At 63.4% G+C, this 20,532-nt stretch carries 18 protein-coding genes; 3 read left to right on the top strand and 15 right to left on the bottom strand.

The window, feature by feature from the left end; genetic code table 11:
- Positions 1 to 146 precede the first annotated feature (146 nt).
- Entirely contained in the window at positions 147 to 353 is a 207-nt protein-coding gene (locus tag ABIA70_RS11205; protein ID WP_354147634.1) for a hypothetical protein, read from the top strand.
- A 59-nt stretch (positions 354 to 412) separates the two neighbouring features.
- Here the strand turns inward: ABIA70_RS11205 and ABIA70_RS11200 are convergent, their stop codons facing one another.
- Positions 413 to 625, bottom strand: a complete 213-nt coding sequence (locus tag ABIA70_RS11200) for a hypothetical protein (RefSeq protein ID WP_354147818.1) — start codon at positions 623 to 625, stop codon at positions 413 to 415.
- Here ABIA70_RS11200 and ABIA70_RS11195 point away from each other — a divergent pair.
- Positions 545 to 787 (top strand): pentapeptide repeat-containing protein, encoded by a 243-nt coding sequence (locus ABIA70_RS11195; RefSeq protein ID WP_354147633.1) that lies wholly within the window; start codon positions 545 to 547, stop codon positions 785 to 787. The two genes, ABIA70_RS11200 and ABIA70_RS11195, sit on opposite strands and share 81 nt — an antisense overlap.
- A 48-nt stretch (positions 788 to 835) precedes the next feature.
- Here the strand turns inward: ABIA70_RS11195 and ABIA70_RS11190 are convergent, their stop codons facing one another.
- The 6 genes from ABIA70_RS11190 to ABIA70_RS11165 all read right to left on the bottom strand — a co-directional run bounded on the left by ABIA70_RS11190 (position 836) and on the right by ABIA70_RS11165 (position 8,444).
- The gene (locus ABIA70_RS11190) at positions 836 to 958 is read right to left on the bottom strand and encodes a hypothetical protein (RefSeq protein WP_354147632.1); all 123 of its coding nucleotides are present in this window, start codon (positions 956 to 958) and stop codon (positions 836 to 838) included.
- Between the two features lie 54 nt (positions 959 to 1,012).
- Entirely contained in the window at positions 1,013 to 2,077 is a 1,065-nt protein-coding gene (locus ABIA70_RS11185) for a LacI family DNA-binding transcriptional regulator (RefSeq protein WP_354147631.1), read from the bottom strand.
- A gap of 190 nt (positions 2,078 to 2,267) precedes the next feature.
- Positions 2,268 to 3,086: an SDR family NAD(P)-dependent oxidoreductase gene (locus ABIA70_RS11180; RefSeq protein WP_354147630.1), complete on the bottom strand. Its 819-nt coding sequence runs from the start codon at positions 3,084 to 3,086 to the stop codon at positions 2,268 to 2,270.
- Complete coding sequence (locus ABIA70_RS11175) at positions 3,083 to 4,315, bottom strand: glycoside hydrolase family 1 protein (protein ID WP_354147629.1); 1,233 nt, start codon at positions 4,313 to 4,315, stop codon at positions 3,083 to 3,085. The genes ABIA70_RS11180 and ABIA70_RS11175 overlap by 4 nt, the downstream gene beginning before the upstream one ends.
- A 57-nt stretch (positions 4,316 to 4,372) precedes the next feature.
- Positions 4,373 to 7,051 carry a family 78 glycoside hydrolase catalytic domain gene (locus tag ABIA70_RS11170; RefSeq protein ID WP_354147628.1) on the bottom strand — a complete coding sequence of 893 codons (2,679 nt, stop codon included), beginning with the start codon at positions 7,049 to 7,051 and terminating at the stop codon, positions 4,373 to 4,375.
- 34 nt (positions 7,052 to 7,085) lie between these two features.
- Entirely contained in the window at positions 7,086 to 8,444 is a 1,359-nt protein-coding gene (locus ABIA70_RS11165; RefSeq protein ID WP_354147627.1) for an MFS transporter, read from the bottom strand.
- Between the two features lie 179 nt (positions 8,445 to 8,623).
- On the opposite strand from ABIA70_RS11165, the gene ABIA70_RS11160 reads away from it, so the two are divergent.
- Entirely contained in the window at positions 8,624 to 9,250 is a 627-nt protein-coding gene (locus tag ABIA70_RS11160; RefSeq protein WP_354147626.1) for a TetR/AcrR family transcriptional regulator, read from the top strand.
- 761 nt (positions 9,251 to 10,011) lie between these two features.
- Here the strand turns inward: ABIA70_RS11160 and ABIA70_RS11155 are convergent.
- From ABIA70_RS11155 to ABIA70_RS11120, 8 genes are all read right to left on the bottom strand, one after another.
- The gene (locus tag ABIA70_RS11155; RefSeq protein WP_354147625.1) at positions 10,012 to 11,049 is read right to left on the bottom strand and encodes an SDR family NAD(P)-dependent oxidoreductase; all 1,038 of its coding nucleotides are present in this window, start codon (positions 11,047 to 11,049) and stop codon (positions 10,012 to 10,014) included.
- Complete coding sequence (uidA, locus tag ABIA70_RS11150) at positions 11,046 to 12,902, bottom strand: beta-glucuronidase (RefSeq protein ID WP_354147624.1); 1,857 nt, start codon at positions 12,900 to 12,902, stop codon at positions 11,046 to 11,048. The genes ABIA70_RS11155 and uidA overlap by 4 nt, the downstream gene beginning before the upstream one ends.
- A gap of 114 nt (positions 12,903 to 13,016) precedes the next feature.
- Positions 13,017 to 14,432, bottom strand: a complete 1,416-nt coding sequence (locus ABIA70_RS11145; protein ID WP_354147623.1) for an MFS transporter — start codon at positions 14,430 to 14,432, stop codon at positions 13,017 to 13,019.
- Positions 14,425 to 15,453, bottom strand: a complete 1,029-nt coding sequence (locus ABIA70_RS11140; protein ID WP_354147622.1) for a Gfo/Idh/MocA family protein — start codon at positions 15,451 to 15,453, stop codon at positions 14,425 to 14,427. Before ABIA70_RS11140 ends, ABIA70_RS11145 begins: the two co-directional genes overlap by 8 nt.
- An 11-nt stretch (positions 15,454 to 15,464) precedes the next feature.
- Positions 15,465 to 16,952 carry a glycoside hydrolase family 43 protein gene (locus ABIA70_RS11135; protein ID WP_354147621.1) on the bottom strand — a complete coding sequence of 496 codons (1,488 nt, stop codon included), beginning with the start codon at positions 16,950 to 16,952 and terminating at the stop codon, positions 15,465 to 15,467.
- The gene (locus ABIA70_RS11130; protein WP_354147620.1) at positions 16,952 to 17,812 is read right to left on the bottom strand and encodes an ATP-binding cassette domain-containing protein; all 861 of its coding nucleotides are present in this window, start codon (positions 17,810 to 17,812) and stop codon (positions 16,952 to 16,954) included. Before ABIA70_RS11130 ends, ABIA70_RS11135 begins: the two co-directional genes overlap by 1 nt.
- Positions 17,812 to 19,593, bottom strand: coding sequence for a dipeptide/oligopeptide/nickel ABC transporter permease/ATP-binding protein (locus ABIA70_RS11125; RefSeq protein ID WP_354147619.1), 1,782 nt, complete (start codon positions 19,591 to 19,593; stop codon positions 17,812 to 17,814). Before ABIA70_RS11125 ends, ABIA70_RS11130 begins: the two co-directional genes overlap by 1 nt.
- Positions 19,590 to 20,531 carry an ABC transporter permease gene (locus tag ABIA70_RS11120; RefSeq protein WP_354147618.1) on the bottom strand — a complete coding sequence of 314 codons (942 nt, stop codon included), beginning with the start codon at positions 20,529 to 20,531 and terminating at the stop codon, positions 19,590 to 19,592. Before ABIA70_RS11120 ends, ABIA70_RS11125 begins: the two co-directional genes overlap by 4 nt.
- Position 20,532: the final 1 nt, after the last annotated feature.

Raw genomic sequence — 20,532 nt, 5'->3', positions numbered from 1 at the left:
AAATTACCGTCCACTGGAATACATCCACGAGCCCGCCCCCACGCCGTCCGCGCGTTAAGCCCACGAGCGCAATGATGGAGAGTCCTGCTTGATCGATTGAATCCCAAGCCGGCGAGGTTTCGCCAGCCGACCGGCAACGCTGAACAATGTCTGGGCTCATCGTCGCAAACAGACAGGAATCCATTGATGACGGTCGGGCGCAGCGCGAACTAGCTGCAGCCAAGCAACTTGCCGATCAAGCCATCCGAATCGAGAATCTTCGCTTCGTTCGCTCACAGCCCGACGATCAGGGGCTGGCCAGGCGTTTGAACGGCCTTGATCTGGTTGGCATGATCCGTCTAACCAGTTTCTGACATGGGACGATTTCTCAGACTCCAACTTCACCGACGGCACCCTGGACGAGTCGAACGTCTCAAAAGCCGACACGCGCCTTGCTAATTTGACGCGGAGTCGCGCCTAGCGAACTTACTTCAAGGACGTCGATTTCCGCCAAGCAACACTTGCCACTGGGAATTTTCGGGGTGCGACGTTTGTAGGATGAGACATGCAAGGCATTGATGGGCGCGGCGCCGATTTCACGGATGTTCACCTTGAGCTTGCCAAGCTCGGGCACGCTGACCTGCACGGGGCGATGCTGACGGGCGCAACCTTGGACAGCTCTGGAACAGTCGGGACGTGCCACGAAGAGACCACCGTATGGCCAGCAAGATACACACCCGCGACCACGGAGTCGCTTGACGCCTGCGGACCCGAAAACTGGAAACCTACCGAGCGAGACAAAACATAGTAGGAGTGCTAGCTAGCTAGCGTCGTTCGTGTGCACCGGCACCGCCCCTCAAAGCTTGGCGATAGCGTCGCGCCAGAGGTCAATAACGATGACGTCGTGCATCTGGGCGCCGTAGACATCCACTACGGAGAGCACGTTCCCGACCGACCCGGATATGTGGTATTCCCGCACGGCGATCTCGACTCAACCGCGGCCGGAAACCTTTCTCGAGGATCTGTGCGTAGGTCAGCCCGCGAGAAGCCGTCCACTGGAGCCTCGGAGGATCAGTTCGGTTTCTGCGCGAAGGGTCCCGCTTGCTTCCGGGACGCCGTTCACAAGATCCAGCATCCGTACGGCGGCCAGGGCACCGCATTCCCTGAGAGGTGAACGGATAGTGGTCAGTGGCGGCGTGGTGAAGTCTGCGCCAAAAATGTCATCGAAGCCAACGACGCTGAGACGGTCTGGCACAGCTACTCCTGCGGCCTGAAGTTCCTGCATGAGTCCGATCGCCAGGAGATCGTTGTAGGCCATGACCGCGGTCGCGCCGCTAGCTCGGATATCACGCGCCAAGAGGCGGCCACCCTCGACGGTGGGTTCGTTGGATTCGAAGCACAGTGACCGGATCCCGGACCACTCGCAGGCAGCCTTCACCCCTTCCCATCGCCTGGCAGACATCCACGACTGCGGGGGCCCTGCGATGAAGGCCAAGTTCTTGTGTCCGTTAGCTGCCAGGCTTCGGATGGCTTGGCTAATTCCCTTTTCCACGTCGGGGGTGACGCACGAGACGCCTTCCACCTCGCGGTTGATGACAACCACAGGCTTCTCCCGGGCGAGCGTCCTGATGTCCTCATCGCCCATGCGGGGGCTTGCCAGAATGAGGCCGTCCACAGTTGGCATCATCCGGCGTGCCGCAGTCAGCTCGGTGGCAGCGGACTCGGAGGACTCGGCCAGGATCAAGGTGTAGTGACGCGAGACAGTTGTGCTCTCCGCCCCGCGGATGACGTTGAAAAACGTCGGGTTGGTGATGTCGGCGACGATCAAGCCGAGGGTACCGGTCCGGCCCGTGAGCAACGCCCGGGCCATAGGATTTACCTGGTAGTTCAGCTCGACGGCGGCAGCCTCGACGAGCTTCCGCGTTCGCGTGCTGACCCTTCCCGGCTTGTTAAGCGCCCGGGAGACTGTGGACGGGTTCACTCCGGCTAACCTGGCTATGTCGTAAATAGTTGCGGTGACCTTACCCGCTTGGTTGTGTTGCAGTGCAGCCGCTTGGTTGTGTTGCAGTGCAGCCGCTTCATGGTGTTCTGCCGTCAAAGTTCTGTTACCGTTCCTTCCCCGGGGAGCCGGCTACGTTTTCCGGCTCGCCGTCATTGCCTGCCGGAGACGGCCTGGACGGCCGGAGTGGGTATGAATTGCTGGACGAGTACTTTCCCGGGATGGTACCCGGGAACGATCCGGCTCGGTGCCGGCAACACGTTGTGTGCCGGCACCGAGCTTGGTGGGTTCAAATTGTTTGTCCCGCGTCCGCGAGGAGCGTGCTACCGGTCATGATGGTGGACAGGTCGCTGGCACAAAACAGGACAACCCGAGCGATGTCGTCCGGGGTTCCCATTCGGCCGATGAGACTGTTGGTCATGACCGCCATCGCCCCGCTTGATTCGGTCCGGGGGTGTGCCGCAGCAGCGGCCATGTTGCCTTCGGTGGGTACGAAGGTAGGGGCGACGCCAAGAACACGGATTCCGAGCGGAGCGAATTCGAGCGCCATCTGCTTCGTCATGCCGCGGACGGCGTGTTTGGATCCGACGTAAGCAGAGAGTCCTGGCGCCGTTCCTGCGAATCCGGCGGTCGAGACGATGTTAATGATGACTCCCCCGTTGTTGCCGGCGCTCATACGGCGTGCAGCTTCGCGGGAACCGTTGAAAACGCCCCGCGTGTTCACGGCGAACACGTCTTCCCAGGTCGCATCCGGTGTTTGGAGTACTTGGACGCTCGGGAAGATCCCGGCATTGTTCACCCAAATATCGATCCCTCCGAACTCTTCGGCCCCGGCTTCGGCGGCGGCCCGGACTGATTCGGAGTCGGTGACGTCCATAGCGACACCACGCGCCCGCTCCGGGAAGCGTTCAGTGATCTCGACTGCTGCGGCGTGGGCCTTGTCTGCGTTGACGTCGCCGATGAGGACGTTGGCACCGGCTTCAGCCAACCGGAAGGCTATGGCTTTGCCGAGCCCTTGCGCACCCCCGGTGACGACCGCCTGCCGCCCGGTCAGGGACAGGAGGTCAGCGACGGGTGTCGTGGAGACGTCGGCGAAAGCCGTGGTCATGAGAGGACCTCGACGTCGAGTTCGTTGTGCTGGGCGACGCTGCCGAGCCATGCCAGGCTTGGCTTCGGTGTACGGGCGAAGGTGTCCCTGTCGACGGCGATCAGGCCGAAGGTGGGTTCCCAGTGTCCCCACTCGAAGTTGTCCAGGAGGGACCAGTGGAGGTAACCGCGCACGTCGATGCCCTCGGTCATGGTCTCGTGGAGGCCGTGCAGTGCTTCCCTTGTGTACCTGATCCGCTGCTCGTCACCGGCGGTCGCGATGCCGTTCTCGGTGATGAGGACGGGCACACCTTCCGTGATCTCCCAGGCGTGGCGGACGGCCATGCTGAGCGCGTCCGGGCGGTATGCGGTGCCTACCAGCGTGTTGTCGGGGTGGGCGGGGTGCGGGACGAGGCCGTTCGCGTCCACTTCCTGGCTGGAGTATGCCTGAACGCCGACGAAGTCGTCGCCGCGGCTGCCCTCCAGATAGACGTCTTCTTTGCCGTATCGGATCTCAAGCAGTTTCTCCTCCCCGCCAGGGGCTGCGGTGAGTGCACCGGCGGCAATGGTCCATCCGACTTTGGCATTGGTGTTGGCCCTGATGATGTCGCGGGCGGCGTGGTGGATGGCAGTGAAGGCACGGCCTATCTCGGGATCTGCGTAGGTGAGGAATTCGCTGTGGGTCTTTTTCTGCTCTCCTTCCGCTTCTACGGTGGGGCTCTGCCACTGGGCCTCCGGGCTCTGCTGCATTCGGCGCATGGCGGTCATGATGGCGGCCTGCATGTTTGGTTCGTTCATCGTGACCACCCACTCAACGCCGTCGAGGATGCCTGTGGCGGCTTGGACGTAGCGCTGGAACTTCTCCGATGCGTCCGGGGCCAGCCAGCCGCCCTCGTTCGCGAACCACTGGGGAGTGGTGAAGTGCTGCAGGGTGACGACAGGTGTGATGTTCCGTTCGAAGCAGTACTCGATCATGCGGCGGTAGTGGGCGAGCTCTGCCTTGGAGAAGTGCCCGGAAACGGGTTCGATCCGGGACCATTCGAGGCTGAACCGGTAGGAGTTCAGGCCGGCATCCGCGAGGAGGGCGATGTCCTCGCGGTAGCGGTGGTAGCTGTCGCAGGCGTCTCCGGAGAGTTCCATTCCGGGTGTGGTCTGCTCGCGTACCCACCAGTCGCTGTTGACGTTGTTGCCTTCGATTTGGTGGCCTGCGGTTGCGGCGCCCCATAGGAAGCCGTCTGGGAAAGTCGTCATGTCATCCTCTTCTGTGATTGTTGTAGTGGTCCGGCCGTGGTAGCGGACGGGCACGCTTCAAATTGCGGTGGCTGTGTGGCTTGGGACTTTGGTGTTTTCCGGCGTGATGGGCCCCGCGCCACGGAACCGGCCGGGGCCAGCGGTGTATTCGGAACCGTCCGGGAAGACAACACGGGCGGACGTCGCCGCGGGGATGTCGGCGTCGATGCGGAGCTCTTCACCGTCGAGCTGCCAATGAACGCGGATCGTTCCGTTCGGTGTTTCGTACCACCCGCGGGCCCACGTGAGGGCCGGACCGGGGGTTGGAGCGATGATGATGGAGCGCCAGGCCGCCGACCCGTGGTCCTGGCGCAGGCCCAGGGTGTACTCGTGGAGGAACCGGAGCACAGTTCCCTTGCTGTAGTGGTTCAGGGACTCGTATGCGTTGCCTTCGTCGTCGACCCCTTCCCATGCTTCCCAGATTGTCGTGGCGCCTTTGTCGACCATGTACAGCCACGACGGGGCCGTGCGCTGCAGGAGCAGTTCGTAGGCGACGTCCGCCCGGCCGGCGTCGACGAGCACGGGGAGGAGATCGCCGGTGGAGAGGAATCCTGTTCCCAGGTGTGTGTCCGCGGAGCGGATGAGGTCGACGAGACGATCGACCGCATTCCCGCGGACGTGCTCGGGCAGTAGTCCGAAGGTCAGGGCACGGACGTAGCTGGCCTGCGTGTCGGTGGCGGTTGTCCCGTCCTGGCGAAGGTAGGCGGCACGCCAGGCGTCACGAACCGCATCAGCGATCTGTGTGTACTTCGACGCATCTTCGGCCCGGTTGAGCACGTGGGCGATACGGGCAAGTGTGGTCACGGATCGGTAGAGGTATGCCGTTCCGACTTCGCCTTTGTCTTCCATGAACCAGGCCATCGGGTTGTCTTTGATAGGGTCGATCAGCTTCCCGTCTGCGTCGCGTTGCTTCGGCTCGGTCCATTCCCCCCAGTGGAAAGTGCCGTCCCACAGGTATTGCTCGAACGGCTCCGGTTCGGGCGAGGTCTGGGCGCGCGTGTGATGGCGGGTCGTGGCGGCTTTTTCGAGGGCCCACTGTACCCAGCGGGCCATGGCGTCCCAGTTTTCGGCCAGCACTGTGTCATCGCCGTATGCCTTGTACAGTTCCCATGGCACGGCGACGATCGCGTCCCCCCAGCCGGCGGATCCCGTCATCATGGCGAACTGGTCATCGAGATTGTTCTTGATCCGGCGGCCGTCCGGTGAGAAGTTGGCGATGCGTCCGTCCTGGAGCTGATCGTCCCGCACGGAGCGCAGCCACTTCCGGCTGAACCCGTGAACGTTCCGCAGTCGGGTGGCCGTGGAGACGAACACCTGGTAGTCACCCGTCCAGGCCATACGCTCGCGCGTGGGGCAGTCGGTCGGTACATCCACGGCGTTTCCGAGGAAGCTCCACTCGCCGATGCGGTGTAGGTGATTGAGGTCCTCGTTGCTGCAGGAGAATTGACCTGTCCGCTCCAGGTCGCTATGGACGACCTGCATTGTCAGGGTTGACGGATCCAGGGCCGCTCCCTCGCGGCTGATGCGGGCGTACTGGAAACCGTGGACCGTGTGGCGCGGTTCGAAGACCGCCCTTGCGGGCCCGGCTATGACTTCGTCGCACTGGGAGAAGATTCGCGCCGGCTCTCCCGGCCGGTGGGAGTCGAGGTGGGAGGTTGAGAGGTCGCCGTCCGGGCCAATGTGTTCGCCGTACTCGATCACGGTCCTTGTGCCCTCGGGGCCGAGGTCCTCGAGTCGGATCCACCCGGATGCGTTCTGGCCGAAGTCGGCGACCCACACACCCGGCCTGAGCTCGCAGATGCGCTCCGGCGGGCGGGAGTCGATGACGCGCACCGGCGGGGCCGGTGACCAACCGATGGCCGGTCCCTCGACGACGCCGACGAGGGCTCTCGCCGGTGCCGCCGCAGGCAGCGTGAGGTCAACGGTTTGACCGTCCATGAGGTCCGCGCGGATCGTCGTTGACGCCGCGCTCGTCCAGGTATCGTCTGTGAGGACGACCTGATGAGACCCGTCGGCCAGTTCGATGTGCAGTTCGGCGCGGGCGGCGAGGGTGGTGCCCCAGCCGGCAGGCAGGCGGAATGCGCCGACCTGGCCGCGGTACCAGCCGTCGGAGAGTTCAATTTCCACCCGGTTATGCCCAGGCTTCAGTGCGGAGGCCACATCTGATGCCTGCGCATACAGCGTGCGGTCATACGAGGTGGATCCGGGGGAAAGCTCAGCGGTTCCTGCCCGCTGCCCGTTGACCGCAGCGGTGTAGACACCGAGAGCGGTCGCGTAAAGGCGGGCAGACTTCACGTCGCCGGGCAGCTCGAATCCGGCAGTGAGGATATACGCGGGTCTTTGGCCGTAACCAGGGGCCTCTGTCTCCACCGGGGAGATCCACGCGGCGTTCCAGTCCGGGTCGAGGAGGCCGACTTCGAACGCAGACCAGTCAGACCAGTCTGCAGTCACCGCGGAGGGGCGCACACGCCACTGCACCCTCTGCCGGCTGCGCAGCGGCCCCCACGGCCACGCAACATACAGGTGGCCTGTGGTCGTTACCGGATGCTGTGGTGCGCCGTCGACAAACGCTTCGAGCTCAAACTCCCGGGCAGCGCCGTCGAGAGCGGGTTTCCAGGACAGCCTGGGGGCAGATCCCGTCACCGGAAACTGATCGCCACCACTGTCAACGGTCAGATCGTAGGGCACTTCGCCCATTCGTGGTCCTTCTTCCTGTGGTGCGGCGGCGCTTCTAACGGATTGATTTGACCTTGGACGCGATGACCAAGCCGCCCAGGAGGGCAAGGACAGCGCCGGAAAGGTACAGGAGTGTGTAGTTCTTCTCCGCTCCCACGGCGCCCAACGTGATGATCAGGGATGCGATGAGTGGGGCGACGGCGCTGGGAATTTTCTGCGCGAAGGCCACGACGGCCATGTAGCGCCCGGTCTCGGTACGGTTCGGGAGAATGGCGAAGATGATGGCCTGATCCACTGTCGCGAACACCGCGATGGCCGTCTGCATAAGAACCGCGCCGAGGATCAGCTGGGGCAAGGACCACGCGAAGGCCTCGGCTACCGCTCCTGCGACGAAGAGAACCGCAGCGATGAGCACGAACAGGCGCCGGCGCTTGAGTTTGTCCGACAGGAACCCGCCCAGCAGCGCTCCCCCGGCGGCCGCGACGACGCCCAGCATGCCGATGGTCGCAACAACCCCGGCGACCTCCCGGACCGGGAGCTCGAGGCGCTGGGCGTAGAAAAAGGTGCCGAAGGTGGTGTTGAAGTACAGGCCCATGAAGAACACGAACCGGCCCAGCCAGTTCCAGGCGAAGTTGGGGTACTTGCGCACATTGAAGCCGTAGCTGGCAACCAGCGACTTCGCCGTGACGTCCGAATGGACGACGAGATCCTTGGAGCTGCCCTCGGGCTTGATGAGCGGGAACAGCGCCAGGAGCACGGCGCCGATGACACCGGGCACAACGAAGACCAGCAGCGTGTTCGACGACACCGCATAAGCGATTCCGATGCCCAGGACGGGCGCGATCTGTGTCATCAGCCCGGTGAGTGCGGAGACCCGGCCGCGCTGCTGCTCGGGCAGCTTATCGGCCATCAGGTTCTGAATGGCCGCACCGGAAATGGACCATCCCGTCATGCCCAGGACCCAGCCTGCGCCCACAATCAGCAGGTTCGGAGCCGAGCCCATCACGATCAGCCCGGCCAGGCCAATCGCCGTGCCCAGGAAGATGAACGGGGTGCGCCGCCCAAACCTGGAGCGCATGCGGTCGCTCCAGATGCCCACCATTGGACTGAGGACAAGGTAGATCAGCTGGGCAGTGCCGGTGATATATCCGAGGATCTCCTCCTGACCCGGGGCCAGTTCTGTAATCCGCACCGCGATGCCGTAGGACAGCGGCACCATCATGGCCATCGATGCCCCAAAGCTGGCCAGCATCAGCCAAAAAATATAGCTCCGACTCACGGGTGACTGGGGCTCCCCGGCATTGGCCGCAGCAGTGTTCTCCGCCTCACCTGTGGGGGGCTGGTTACCTGGCACCGGCTGGGCTGCGGCGATGCCGTCTACAAGGCCTGTGGCCTCACGCTCGTTCGTAGTCACCAATGACTCCTTTATCGGGTGGCTCTTCGCCTGCTCGCATCGCAGACGGACAGGCGGGCGGAAGCCGCACCCAGTAAACAGTAACCACTGTGGTTACTGTTCAGAATAGTAGCCATCATGGTTACAATTGGCAAGACGCGCTTGCGCCGCTCTGCCGGCAGACACAAAGGACCATTCCTGTGACCACCACTTCCGAAACAGACGCCGGGAAGAAGACCGCCACGCGGCGCCGCGGCCCTTACGCGTCGACTCCGGCGCGGCGTGCGGAGATCGTGCGTGCCGCTTTAGCGAGTTTCGCCGAGCACGGCTATGAGCGTGCTTCCCTTCGGGACATTGCCGCCCGGGCGAACGTGACCCACGCCGCGCTGCTCCGGCATTTCGCCACGAAAGATGATCTCCTCCTGGCCGCCCTCGCCCAACGCGACGCCGACGATTTGGACCTCGCCCGCAGCATCATTGAATCAAAAGTGCCTAAGGAACGGGTTCTGAGCGGCGTTCTCCAGGAGGAATTCGCGCATCCCGAACACCTGCGTAATTGGCTGGCCATCACGATCGCGGCAACGAATCCCAGCCACCCGGCACACGATTTCTTCATCGCCCGACGCGAGAGAATGCGCCAGCATTTCACCACCAAACGCCTTGCCACCACTCAGGACAGCGAGGAACTCAGCGCCGCTGACAAGGTGACGATGGTGATGGCGATGACTGACGGACTCCGGATACAGTATCTTCTCGATCCCGAGCGGCCTACGCTGCACATCATGGAGACGCTGATGCGGCTCATCGCCTCGCCCCAGGACGGGTAAGCGCCGGATTCCCCGTTGACGGCTGAGGGGGAATCATGTATGGCACGTGCATGCCGGACCCAATGGCTGGTAACCCCCTCCTGGCTACGGACCCGCCCCCGTTCCTCGACGTGCAGGTGCTCGCATTATCCCGGAAGTGGCGCTCCCTCAAAGGACCCTCACGTGTCGTACAGGGCTCTTCTCAATAATGCGGCGGCACCTCGGCCCGTCCATTTCCAGCCAGAGGACATGCCCGTTCGTTGTCACGTCCTCCACACGGCCTCCATCGAGGATCCTTCCCTGTTCGTGAATCTCGATCCTCAGGCCAACAAGCAGGGTCCAATCGTCCTCGGGCTGCCACATATCCAGTCCGGCCGTCACCCTTAGTGTCCTTGCTTTGTGTTCACCCAACACCTGATCATCGGGCGCGCCAGGATGGACGTTCTCTCATTATGCCGAAAGGAACGTCCTCGGTGAGGGCCACGCTGAGTCGACCGGGCGCCTCCTGAATGACAAGGATGCCGCGTCTGCGTTCCTTGAGCGCGTTTTTTCATGGTGTGGGTCACGGCCTGGTCAAGACTTACGTCCAGACCATCCTTGTCCCTCACGCTGATGGTGACGGAGTGACAGCAGAAGGTTTCATACATGAGGAACTCCTCGTAATCGCGAACACGGAATCGACGGAACACACCCATCTCCTCCGTCCAAGCCTTTTATGCCGCTCCGGGAAAGGGGTCGGCCGGTATGCCAGCCCCTCCCCCGGAGTGCCTAACCGTGTGTACTCACTGAACTGACCAGGCACCGTCTGAGGGCAGGACGGCCCCCGAGACGTTCGTTCCGTCATTGCTGAGCAGGAAAGTGATGGAAGCGGCCAGCTGTGCGGCCTCTGCCACCGGGGGGATCATCTGCATGAACGGTCCCAGCCGCTTTGCGCCCAGTTCCGAACTGAAGTTCGCCTCAATGCCTGTAGCTACGGGTCCGGGGGCGACCGCATTCACACGGATACCTTGCGGTGCGTACATGAATGCGGTGCTGCGGGTCATGCCGAGAACGGCGTGTTTGGAGGCCGTGTAGGCCAGTCCAGCGGAGTTCCCGCGCAGGGCAGCCTCCGAGGCAACGTTGACGATGGAGCCCCGTCCGGCCGTGATCATGGAGGGAAGGACGGCGCGGGTCAGGCGGAACATCCCATCGACGTTGACCGCGAACACCCTGCTCCACACGGCATCGGAGACCTCGTGCAGCGGGGTCATGTCATCCATGATCCCGGCGACGTTTGCCAACGCGTCAATCCGGGTCCCGGCTGCTTCCACGATCCGGGCGATGTCGTCGTCCCTGGTGATGTCGGCCTGCACCGCAACTATTTCTGCCTGCGGGTGGGCTGTGACCAGTGCCTCCAGCCGGTCAGCGGCGATGTCCACCGCGATGACCCGACCGCCTTCCCGGACGATCCTGGAGGCGGTGGCCCGGCCGATGCCGGAGGCCGCGCCCGTGACAATAACAGTCTGGCCTTCAAATCGTCCCGCCGAGATGCGCTCCGCCCAGGGCCCTGTCTGGGCACCGGCCTGATCGACCTCAGTGTCCTCGCCTGGGGCCACTCCCCCGTTGGCTTCGAGCACCAGGTGGTCCAGGCGTGATTGGGGGAACTGGCCGGCACCGAGTTCGACCAGTTGCTGGAGGGCGAAGTGTCCGATCGGTGTCAGGGCTGCTTCGTCCTGTCCGGCGTCGGTGAGCATTCCCCGCAGCAGGGGACCACCGACCGGATGGTCCAGCCATTCCCGGATGGAGCGCGAGCCGGTCAGCGGTTTGATGGTGTCGGTCATTTCGCTCCCTCGAGGGCAGGGACGGGGCGGCTTTCCGTTTGCCCGTCCAGGAGGATGGCTGCCTCATTGACGGAGGGTTTGATCCCGCCGAGGCCGGTCCAGCGGGCACGCAGTGCGTGTGCCGAGGCTTTTGGTTTACGGTCGCGGGTGAAGACGCCTTTTCGGTTGCCGTCCACACGGTGGATGCCGTTGGAGGTCTGGAAGTCCGCGAAGTTCCAGACGTGTTCCCCGACGAAGGCGTCGATCCTGTCAAAAACGCGGTGGTTCATGGCGAGGTAGTTCTGCTGGTATTCCTCGCTCCAGGGCATGTCCCAGACGGAGTGCTGTCCGGGCATGGTGTCGGCGCCGTATTCGCTCATCATGATGGGTTTGCCGAAGGCCTCCACCCATCCACGGAGGTCGGTTTCGAGGTAGTGCTCGGCGGTCGCGAGGTCTCCGGTGAAGACGTACCAGCCGTAGTAGCGGTTGATGCTGATGACGTCGAACAGGTCGGCGATTTTGTCATTCTGGAAGGTGGCGAACATGACAACGGCGTAGGTCAGGGGGCGTGTGGGGTCCAGTTCCCGTGCGAGCTGAACGAGGGGTTCGAAGTATTCGCGTGCGCCGTCCTCGTTGGAGGCCGGTTCGTTGGCGATGCTCCACATGACAACACTGGGGTGGTTCTTGTCGCGGGCGATGAGCTCGCGGATGTGCTGGGCGTGGGCAGCCTGCGTTTCGTCGTTGAAGGTCTCCGGGGAGAAGGTCGGCTTCGGCCCGATACCTGTGAGTCCTCCCTGGACGCCCAGATTAAGTCCGACGGCGGCTGTCTCATCGACGACGACGATGCCGTTGCGGTCGGCGAATTCCAGCACTTCTTCGGCGTAGGGGTAGTGCGAGGTTCTGAACGAGTTCGCGCCGACCCAGTCCAGCAGCTGGAAGTCGTGCACCAGGTAGGCGTTGTCGTGTCCCTTACCGCGGACCGCTGTATCTTCGTGCTTGCCGAACCCGGTGAAGTAGAACGGTGTTCCGTTGATGAGGAACTGGGTTCCGCGCACTTCGACAGTCCTGACACCGAACGGCTGCATGTAGCTGTCGATTACCTCACCATCGTCGAGGAGCTCCACGACCAGGTCGTAAAGGTATGCGGCCCCCGGTTGCCACAAAGTGACATCCTCAATACTGAACGTTCCTTCGCTTCCGTCCGCGGAAGCGACTTCGTGTCCGGCCGCGTCCAGTGCCCGGACGCGGACGCCGGTTTCATGGCTCGCCGCCACGGAATAGTCGATCACGCCTGTATCGCCGATGACGTCGGTGACGATCGTGACATCCTCGATGTGGCGCTCTGGTTTGCTGTAGAGCCAGACCGAGCGGGCCAGGCCGGCGTAGTTGTAGAAGTCGTGCAGGTACGTCTGCTGGCGGCGCCCGTCTTTGGTCACGGTGATGCTGCCGGGGGGAATGCTTGCACTGGTCAGCTCATTGCTCACACCGACCGTGAGTCGGAATTCACCGCCCGGGGAGACGTGTTCGGTGATGTCGGCTTCGAAGGGGGTGTAGCCGCCCACATGCCGGGTGACAAGGACGTCGTCGACGTACACTTTGCCCTCGTGCGTGGCTGCGTCCAGGCGGAGGAGCACTCTTTCCCCTGCCCAGCCGCGCGGCACCCGTACCGACCGCTGATACCAGACCCACCCCACTTGGTCACGGATTTTCGGATCGGTGAAGAGGTCGTTGTAACTGGACGGGACGGGGGCCTCAAGCTTCGTGTCCAGGGTTCCTGTCCAGGGCTGGCGGATCCCGGCATCGTCGAGAGCGAAGCGCCAGAGGCCATCGAGGTTGACAAGTTCACGGGTGGTGGTGGAACGGGGCTTAAGCACTGAATTTCCTCCTGAGGAATGGTCAAAATGGTTGGGTGATAAGGACGTGGTGGTGCGACAAGGGGCTGCCGGTTGTTCCGGTTTGTCGTGGGTTCGCTGCGGTGTTGGCTGCTCTTAGCGGACTGAACGGACCGCCAGCAAGGTGATGAGTCCGCCGGTCAGCGCCAGTGCCCCAGAGCTGAGGTAGAGCAGGACGTAGTTCTTCTCATCTCCCGCGGTTGCCAGCGACAGCAGCAGCGTGGCGGCGAACGGGGCAATCGCCCCGGGGATCTTTTGCGAAAAACTGGTGATGGCCATGAAACGTCCCGCCTGCGTCTGCCTGTGGGGCAGGACGTCCAGGACCAGCGCCTGGCCCACCGCGCTGAAAACCGCGATCCCGAGCGAGGACAACAGCGTGCCCGCGACAAGGGTGGTTACATCGTTCGCGAAGGCGGTGATCGAGGCGCCCAGGGCGAACAGGACCGTGGCGGCCATGATAAACGGCCGACGCCTGGCCCAATGGTCAGACAACCAGCCCGCTCCCAGAGACCCCACGGTGGCGCTGAGAACGCTGGCTGCCGAGACCACCGCCACGACCGGGGCGACCATGGAAACTTCAATCTCAAGGCGCTGGGCGTAGAAAAACGTGCTGAAGCTGGTCGTCAGTGACAGCCCGAAAAAGAAAACGAATCTGCCCAGCCAGGTCCACGCAAAGTCCCGCTCTCTCCGCGGATTGAAAACAAAGCTTGCAAGGAACCCCCTGAGTGAGAGCGGTTCGTAGAACACCACCCCCCGGGTGTCTGGGTCCTTCACGAAGATGATGAAGGAGGCCACACACACGGCTCCGACCAGCGAAGGGATGGCAAAAACCCAAAGGGCCTCTTTGCTGACGACTCCGATGAGGAGGATTCCGGCCACCGGTGAAACGTGCATCGCCAGTACGGTGAGCGCGGAGACTTTCCCCCGTTGATGGAGGGGCAGCCGGTCCGCCTGGTAGTTGCCGATCGAACCCACCGCGGTGCCCCACCCGATCGTGCACAACACCCATCCCACTGTCAGGGTGAACGGATCGGGTGCGAACGCCATGATGGGCGTCGCGGCGAGCCCCAGGACGAGCCCTCCGACCGTGAACGGACGACGGCGGCCCCAACGGCTGCGGGTCCGGTCACTCAGGATTCCCGTGAGGGGTGAGGCAAGGAGTGAAAAGACGGCCCCAATGCCGATCGTGTAGCCGAGCAATTCCTGCCGGCCCGGTGCCAGCGCATCGAGTCGAAGCGCGAGCGTGAACGCCATCGGGACGATCAACGCCATAGCCCCGCCGAAGGTCGCAACGATCAGGAGGCCGATAGTGCCCGCACTGACCGTTCCCGCCCCTGATACAGGCTGGCGGGACGGCTCGAGCGGGTCACCGGACGGGGCAGGCAGCGGCCCGGCCGCCTCGGGCAGACGGGGAGCCTCGGTTTCCGCGTAGACCCGGCCCTTAGGGTCCGGGGTCTGCGCCGTGCCGTTTGGGGCCGGTGCGGTCAACCGCACATCTTCTGCGTCAGGCATAATCGCTGACTTCAGTTCGTGAGACGGAATTGTTTATCTGCCGGCTGATGGTGTCCAGGGTGCGGAATACGGCAATCGTTTCTGATCCGGGATGTATCGGATGTTCGGTGGCTCCTGAACGGATGGCCTGCCCGGCAGCCCTGAGCATGGGAACGTACCCGTTACCTTCGCGTTCGTGCTCCATCGGTTGGGGGGCGAACATTGTGGCCCAGGCGCCTGCGTGGACCTGAAGGGTCGTCGATGTCCAAAACATGCCCGGGATCGTGATCCATCCCAAGGCGCCGCTGATTGACGCCGAGGGGTCGACAAATTCGGTCATGGAACTTGCGCAGTGGGCAAACTGGCCCCCGTCGAAGTCCAGGGTGAAGTGCTCGGCGAAGTCGAGGCCGTCTTCCCGGAGGCGTCCGCCCGCGTGGATGCCTGTTGGCTCGCCGAAGATCGCGTGAGCCAGCGTCACGGGGTAGATCCCTTGGTCCAGCAGTGTCCCGCCGCTGCGTGCCACGTCCCACCGGCTGCCGCCATCAGCAATCAAGGGAAAGCCGAAACCCGCCCGGAGGCTTGATGGTTTCCCGATCAACCCGGAATCCAGGAGCTCGAAGAGGTGCCGGAAGGCAGGGTTGAATTTCATCCACATGGCTTCCATGAGGAACAGGCCCAGGCTTTCGGCCAGGGCGAACAGCTCCTGGACCTCGGCCGCATTCAGGGCCATGGGCTTTTCGACGACCACATGTTTGCCGGCGAGCAGCGCCTCACGGGCCATGGCAGCGTGGGTCGCGAAGGGCGTTGCCAGGTACAGCACGTCAACGGCGGGATCACTGATCATTGCTGCGAAGTCGTCGGTCCAGCGGGGCAGCCCGAACTCCGCCGCGAAGCGGGTTGCGTTGGCTTTGTCTCTGCTGAAGACAATGACTACCCGGTTGCCGGGAATGAGTTGCAGGTCAGGAACGATGCTTCGGGATATGGTTCCGGCCCCGGCGATAGCCCAACGCAGCGGGTCTGGAGGTTCGGTTGTTTCGTTCATGGTTGTACCTCTCAAAACTCGGGGGTGGCGGCGGGTTCAGGCGCACCGGCTGAGTACTCAAAGCGGTCCACTCGAGCCTGCCCGGCCAGCGCTTCCACCCCGATGACTCTGCCGGCGAACCCTCCTGCCACCTCGGTGGAGAGGTACCGGCCATCAATAGCTGCCAGAACTGTGAAGCCGTCCTGCATGTATCCCAGCTCCAGGCGGTCAGGCCCAGTTCGCACACCGTGCTGTTGGGGGTTACCCACTGCCCGCAGGGCAAGGGGCACTCCGGGGGGGATGCCGTTCCTGGAAGCGAGCGTTTGGTCCATCGGCCCAATGACGGCACGGGCCGAAAGTACGTCGCCACGGCGCTCTATTCCTGCCCAGTGCGCGTCATCAATACGGACGATCAGTGACAGATCACCGGCCGGTGCTTCCACGTTTACCTGCCATTCGGCGTCCCGTGCCCGTACCGCGAGCAGGTTTGCGGCTTCTCGGTCCTCAGGCTTGCGGCCTGCGTTCAGGGTCACTCCCCCGGTTCCGTCGAGGTGGCAGAAAGTTGCCGGCGAGACGCCGGGGGCGATCCAGCGCGGGTGCAGTTCGACCGCCCCGAAATATTCAACAAAGGATGTTGTGGGCTGGGGCTCCTCGTGGCCATCCGGAATGACCACCGGCCACTCGCCGGTCCAGTCCACCCCGGCGAGGAAGGTCTCCCGTCCATTTACGTGGAAGCGGGGGAACTCTCCGCGCGGCCGCACGCCAAGATAGACCATTGCCCAGCTGCCGTCAGAGAGTTCCACCAGGTCAGCGTGACCGGTGTTCTGTACCGGGTGGGAAGTGCTGCGGTGAGTAAGGATGGGGCCCTCGGGGTGGGCCTCGTAGGGGCCCGTGACCGTGCGGGAGCGGCCGATGGTTACCGCATGGCCCGGGCCCGTTCCGCCCTCGGCCACCAGGAGGTACCACCAGCCGTTCCTCCGGAACAGGTGGGGGCCCTCAGGGTGGGAGAGGCCAGTCCCCCGCCAAATCAGCTCCGTCTCCGAAAGCAACTGGCCGGTAAGTGGGTCAACCGTTGCGTGCGCGATGCCGCCCCTCGGGTCAGCCCACGCGAGGTGGCAGCGCCCTTCCTCGTTCCATGACAGGTCCGGATCCCATCCTATGGCGCCACTGGTGTAGACCGGGTCACTCCAGGGGCCTGCGGGGTCCTCGGTGTGAACGATGAGATGTCCTTTGCCCACGTCCGTGATGTTGGTCGTTGTCATCCAGAACCGTCCGTCGTGAAAACGGATGGTCGGTGCGTAGATGCCTTTGCCCGCCCCGGCGAGGCCGGGGCTTACGTTGAGCTGGCTTTCGCGGTCCAGGACGTTGCCGATTTGCTCCCACCTTCGCAGATCCCGGCTGGTGAACAGCGGGACGCCAGGGAAATACTCGAAGCTTGAGTTAATCAGGTAGTAATCCTCACCGACCCGGCAGATGGACGGGTCAGGATGGAAACCGGGAAGTATCGGCGCTGCCCCCATCACGCGACGCCCGCCTGGACGTTCTGTTCCCGATGGATTTCGGCCATCCGGTGGCGTTCTGCCCGGCGCTTCTCCTGCTCCACCGGGTCTGCAATCGGTGCCGCCAGCAACAGTTTCTGCGTATAGGGGTGCTCCGGTGCGGATGTCACCGCGTCCGCGGATCCTGTTTCGACGATGTCCCCTTTGTAGACAACGCTGACGCGGTGGCTGATGTGCCGGACAACGGCCAGGTCGTGGGAGACGAAGAGATAGGCAACCCCCGTGCTGCGCTGGATGTCGATGAAAAGATCCATCACCCGGGCCTGTGTGGACAGGTCCAGGGCCGAGACCGGCTCGTCGCAGACGATGAGTTTGGGTTTTGGGGCGAGGGCGCGGGCAATGGCGACGCGTTGACGCTGCCCGCCGCTGAACTCCCGCGGCAACCGCTCTCCAGCGTCACGTGGGAGGCCGACCTGGTCCAGCAGCATCTGGACGCGGGCTCGTGCATCACTGGCCGAGGCGCCCTGCACCACGAGCGGCTCGCTCAGTGTGTCCCCGATAGTCAGTGAAGGGTTCAGCGAGGTGTAGGGGTCCTGGAAGACGACCTGAATGTCTTTGGACAGGGTGCGGCGGTCCTTGGGGCTGGCGTGGGTGATGTCCGCTCCACGGAAGCGGATGCTTCCTCCGCTGGGCTTCACCAGGCCCAAGACAGCGCGGCCGATGGTGGTCTTTCCGGATCCGGATTCTCCCACCACGCCCAGAGTCTCACCCTCACCTATGCTCAGGGACACCCCGTGCAGGACCTCGATGGCCTTGGCGCGGAAGCCGCGGCCGGCAAAGGCGACGCGGAGGTCGGTCACGTCCAAAAGTGGCGTAGTCATCAGTTTCTCTCCCCAGAGGCCGCCGCGACAGGCACGGGCGGGTCAGTCCGGACAGTATGCTCATCGAGGATCGACCCCAGAAGCATCTGCGTGTATGGGTGTTTGGGTTCCCGGAACAGCTCCAGTGCCGTTCCCGATTCGACAACCTGCCCGTTCTGCATCACGGCGATCCGGTCGCAGATGTCGGCGACTACCCCGAAGTTGTGCGTCACGAGCAGGACAGCCATGTTCAGTTCAGCCTGCAGGTCCCGGATCAGATCCAGGATTTCGGCCTGAACGGTAACGTCGAGGGCGGTTGTCGGTTCGTCCGCGATGAGCAGTTTGGGGCGGCTCGCCACCGCGCCGGCGATCAGGACGCGCTGGGCCATTCCACCGGAGATCTGGTGCGGGTAGGAATCGAAGGTTCGTTGCGGGTTTTGGATTCCTACCCGCTCCAGGAGGGCAAGTACCTTGGCCTTGGCATCTGCGCCGGACATCCGTGCCGAGGCGCGGATTCCTTCCACGAGTTGGGCGCCGATGGTGTAGGAGGGGTCCAGGTTCGACATGGGCTCCTGGGGAATGTAGGCGATCTCCCGCCCACGGAGCTCACGCAGTTCCCGTTCCCGGAGGCCGAGAAGACCGCGGCCCTCCAATTCGATCGTGCCGCGCACGATCACAGCTTCGGACGGGAGCACGCCCAGGATGGAAAAAGCTGTTTGGGTCTTGCCGGACCCGGACTCGCCGACCAAGCCGAGAGTCTCCCCAGCACGAAGGCTGAGGGTGACACCTTTGACGACTTCATTCAGCTGACCTGACGGCGTCGGATAAGCGATGACCAGGTCCTCGACGGACAGCAGGTCATCTGAGGTTCCATCGCCGGCATTCCTGGCTTGGGCCTGAACGTGGGGCGTCGCCAGTTTGGACGGCTTCAGTTTCACGCCTTCGAACGCGTCACGGAGTGAGTTGCCCAGGAGGACGAGGGACGCAGTGAGCGTGCCGAGCAAAACGCTGGGCCAGACGAACTGGGTCGGGTCAACGTAGAGGTTGGTGAAACCGTCCGCGATCATCGCGCCGAAGCTGGGAACAAGGTTCGACCCGACACCTAGGAAGGCGAGGCCCGACTGAAGACTGATCGCGGATCCGGCCAGGAACGCGGCGGCGATGATGATGGGTCCACGGACGACGAAGAGGACGTGCCGTCCCAGGATCCGTAGGTTGGACAGGCCTGACACCCGTGCAGCGTCCACATAGAGCTCATTTTTTACACCGATCACGAGGTTCCGCACGATGCGGTAGATCCCGGGTGAGAGCAGCACACCGAAAATGAGCATGGTGGCGCGGTAGTCGCCCTTGGTGACCGGCATGAGGATGATCAGCAGCAGCAGTCCGGGGAAGGTCATGATGAGGCTGAAGACCCACTCGGTTGCGCTCCGCAGCCGCCGTCCGAAGTATCCGCCGATGAGACCGAAGGTGACCCCGATGATCAGGGCAACACTGGCGCCGATCAGGCCTGCAATGATGCTCGTGTTGATCGAATGGAGGAGCCGGGACGCGATGTCGCGACCGTTCTGGTCTGCGCCCAGCGGGTAGCCAGGCGTCCCTGGAACGGCGTTGATGGCATTGAGCTGGGCTTCATTGGCTTCGTGCGGGGCGATCCAGGGTGTGAGGAGGCCGAGGACGATGATGACCAGCAGCAGGGCCGAGGTGATGAGGGCCTGTGGGTCCTTGAGGAGTCTTCGCAGCGGCGACTTCCGGGGCGGGGCTGCCAGCCCTGGATCGATGCTGAGTTCTTCGATGCTCAATTGATTCTCGCCTTCGGGTTGAGCCAGCCGTTGACTACGTCGGTGATGAGGTTCACAGTGACCACGAGCATGACGCTGAACAAGGTGATGCCCATGATGATGGGGATGTCGCCCTGCAGGGACGCGTTGAATGCGTACTGGCCGTAGCCGGGAAGCGCGAACACGTTCTCGATGATGAGCGCTCCACCCAGCATCTGGATGAATTCAAGGGACAGCACGGTCAGTGCAGGGCTGGCCGCGTTCCGCAGGGCATGGCGGAGCACGATGGAGCGTGTCGGGATGCCGCGGGTCCGCAAGGTGCGAACGTAGTCTTTACGGAGTTCATCGATCATGGACCCGCGGACCTGGGCGGCCATGTTCGCCACTCCCCCGATGACCAGCACGATCACAGGAATAGTGATGGATGCCGCCCATTTTGCGGGGTTCTGGGCGAAGGGGGTAAAGCCGGTCGCCGGCAGCAGCTTCAGGTTCACAGCCAGCACCGTCACCAGGACAATGGCGATGAGCAGCCCCGGGACGATGTAACCCACCAAGGAGAGGCCTTGGGCCACCTTGTCAGCCACACCGCCGCGTGACGCCGCCCAGACACCCAGCGCGACGCTGATAATCACGGTAATAATCAGTGCGGTAACGACCAGGGAGAGCGTGACACCCAGACGGGACGCCACGGCCGGAGCGACCGGCTGGCTGGTGAAGAGGGACGTTCCGAAATCACCAGTCAGGACCGACCCGAGCCAATCCAGGTATTGGACGATAGCCGGCCGGTCAAACCCGAGCTGGGTCATCAGGCCCTTGATGGACTCCGGTGTGGCTGCGCTGCCCAGGCGTTCGCGGGCCACGGATTCCAGGGAGCCGCTAAGGAGGAAGAACGTGATCAGGGTGACGAGCAACGCGAGCACGATGCCCGCGCCAAGTCGTCGTAGGGCATAGGTGATCATG

This window comes from Arthrobacter sp. 754 (assembly GCF_040548695.1).
Lineage (GTDB): Bacteria > Actinomycetota > Actinomycetes > Actinomycetales > Micrococcaceae > Arthrobacter.
Note: the sequence above shows the minus strand (reverse complement) of the source record. Positions and strands in the feature narration are given on the sequence as shown.

What these genes read in the sequence shown, in the direction of transcription:
- ABIA70_RS11205 (WP_354147634.1), top strand. Translation starts at nt 147, where the DNA reads ATGTCTGGGCTCATCGTCGCAAACAGACAGGAATCCATTGATGACGGT.
- ABIA70_RS11195 (WP_354147633.1), top strand. Translation starts at nt 545, where the DNA reads ATGCAAGGCATTGATGGGCGCGGCGCCGATTTCACGGATGTTCACCTT.
- ABIA70_RS11180 (WP_354147630.1), bottom strand. Translation starts at nt 3,086, where the DNA reads ATGACCACGGCTTTCGCCGACGTCTCCACGACACCCGTCGCTGACCTC.
- ABIA70_RS11175 (WP_354147629.1), bottom strand. Translation starts at nt 4,315, where the DNA reads ATGACGACTTTCCCAGACGGCTTCCTATGGGGCGCCGCAACCGCAGGC.
- ABIA70_RS11170 (WP_354147628.1), bottom strand. Translation starts at nt 7,051, where the DNA reads ATGGGCGAAGTGCCCTACGATCTGACCGTTGACAGTGGTGGCGATCAG.
- ABIA70_RS11155 (WP_354147625.1), bottom strand. Translation starts at nt 11,049, where the DNA reads ATGACCGACACCATCAAACCGCTGACCGGCTCGCGCTCCATCCGGGAA.
- ABIA70_RS11145 (WP_354147623.1), bottom strand. Translation starts at nt 14,432, where the DNA reads ATGCCTGACGCAGAAGATGTGCGGTTGACCGCACCGGCCCCAAACGGC.
- ABIA70_RS11140 (WP_354147622.1), bottom strand. Translation starts at nt 15,453, where the DNA reads ATGAACGAAACAACCGAACCTCCAGACCCGCTGCGTTGGGCTATCGCC.
- ABIA70_RS11135 (WP_354147621.1), bottom strand. Translation starts at nt 16,952, where the DNA reads ATGGGGGCAGCGCCGATACTTCCCGGTTTCCATCCTGACCCGTCCATC.
- ABIA70_RS11130 (WP_354147620.1), bottom strand. Translation starts at nt 17,812, where the DNA reads ATGACTACGCCACTTTTGGACGTGACCGACCTCCGCGTCGCCTTTGCC.
- ABIA70_RS11120 (WP_354147618.1), bottom strand. Translation starts at nt 20,531, where the DNA reads ATGATCACCTATGCCCTACGACGACTTGGCGCGGGCATCGTGCTCGCG.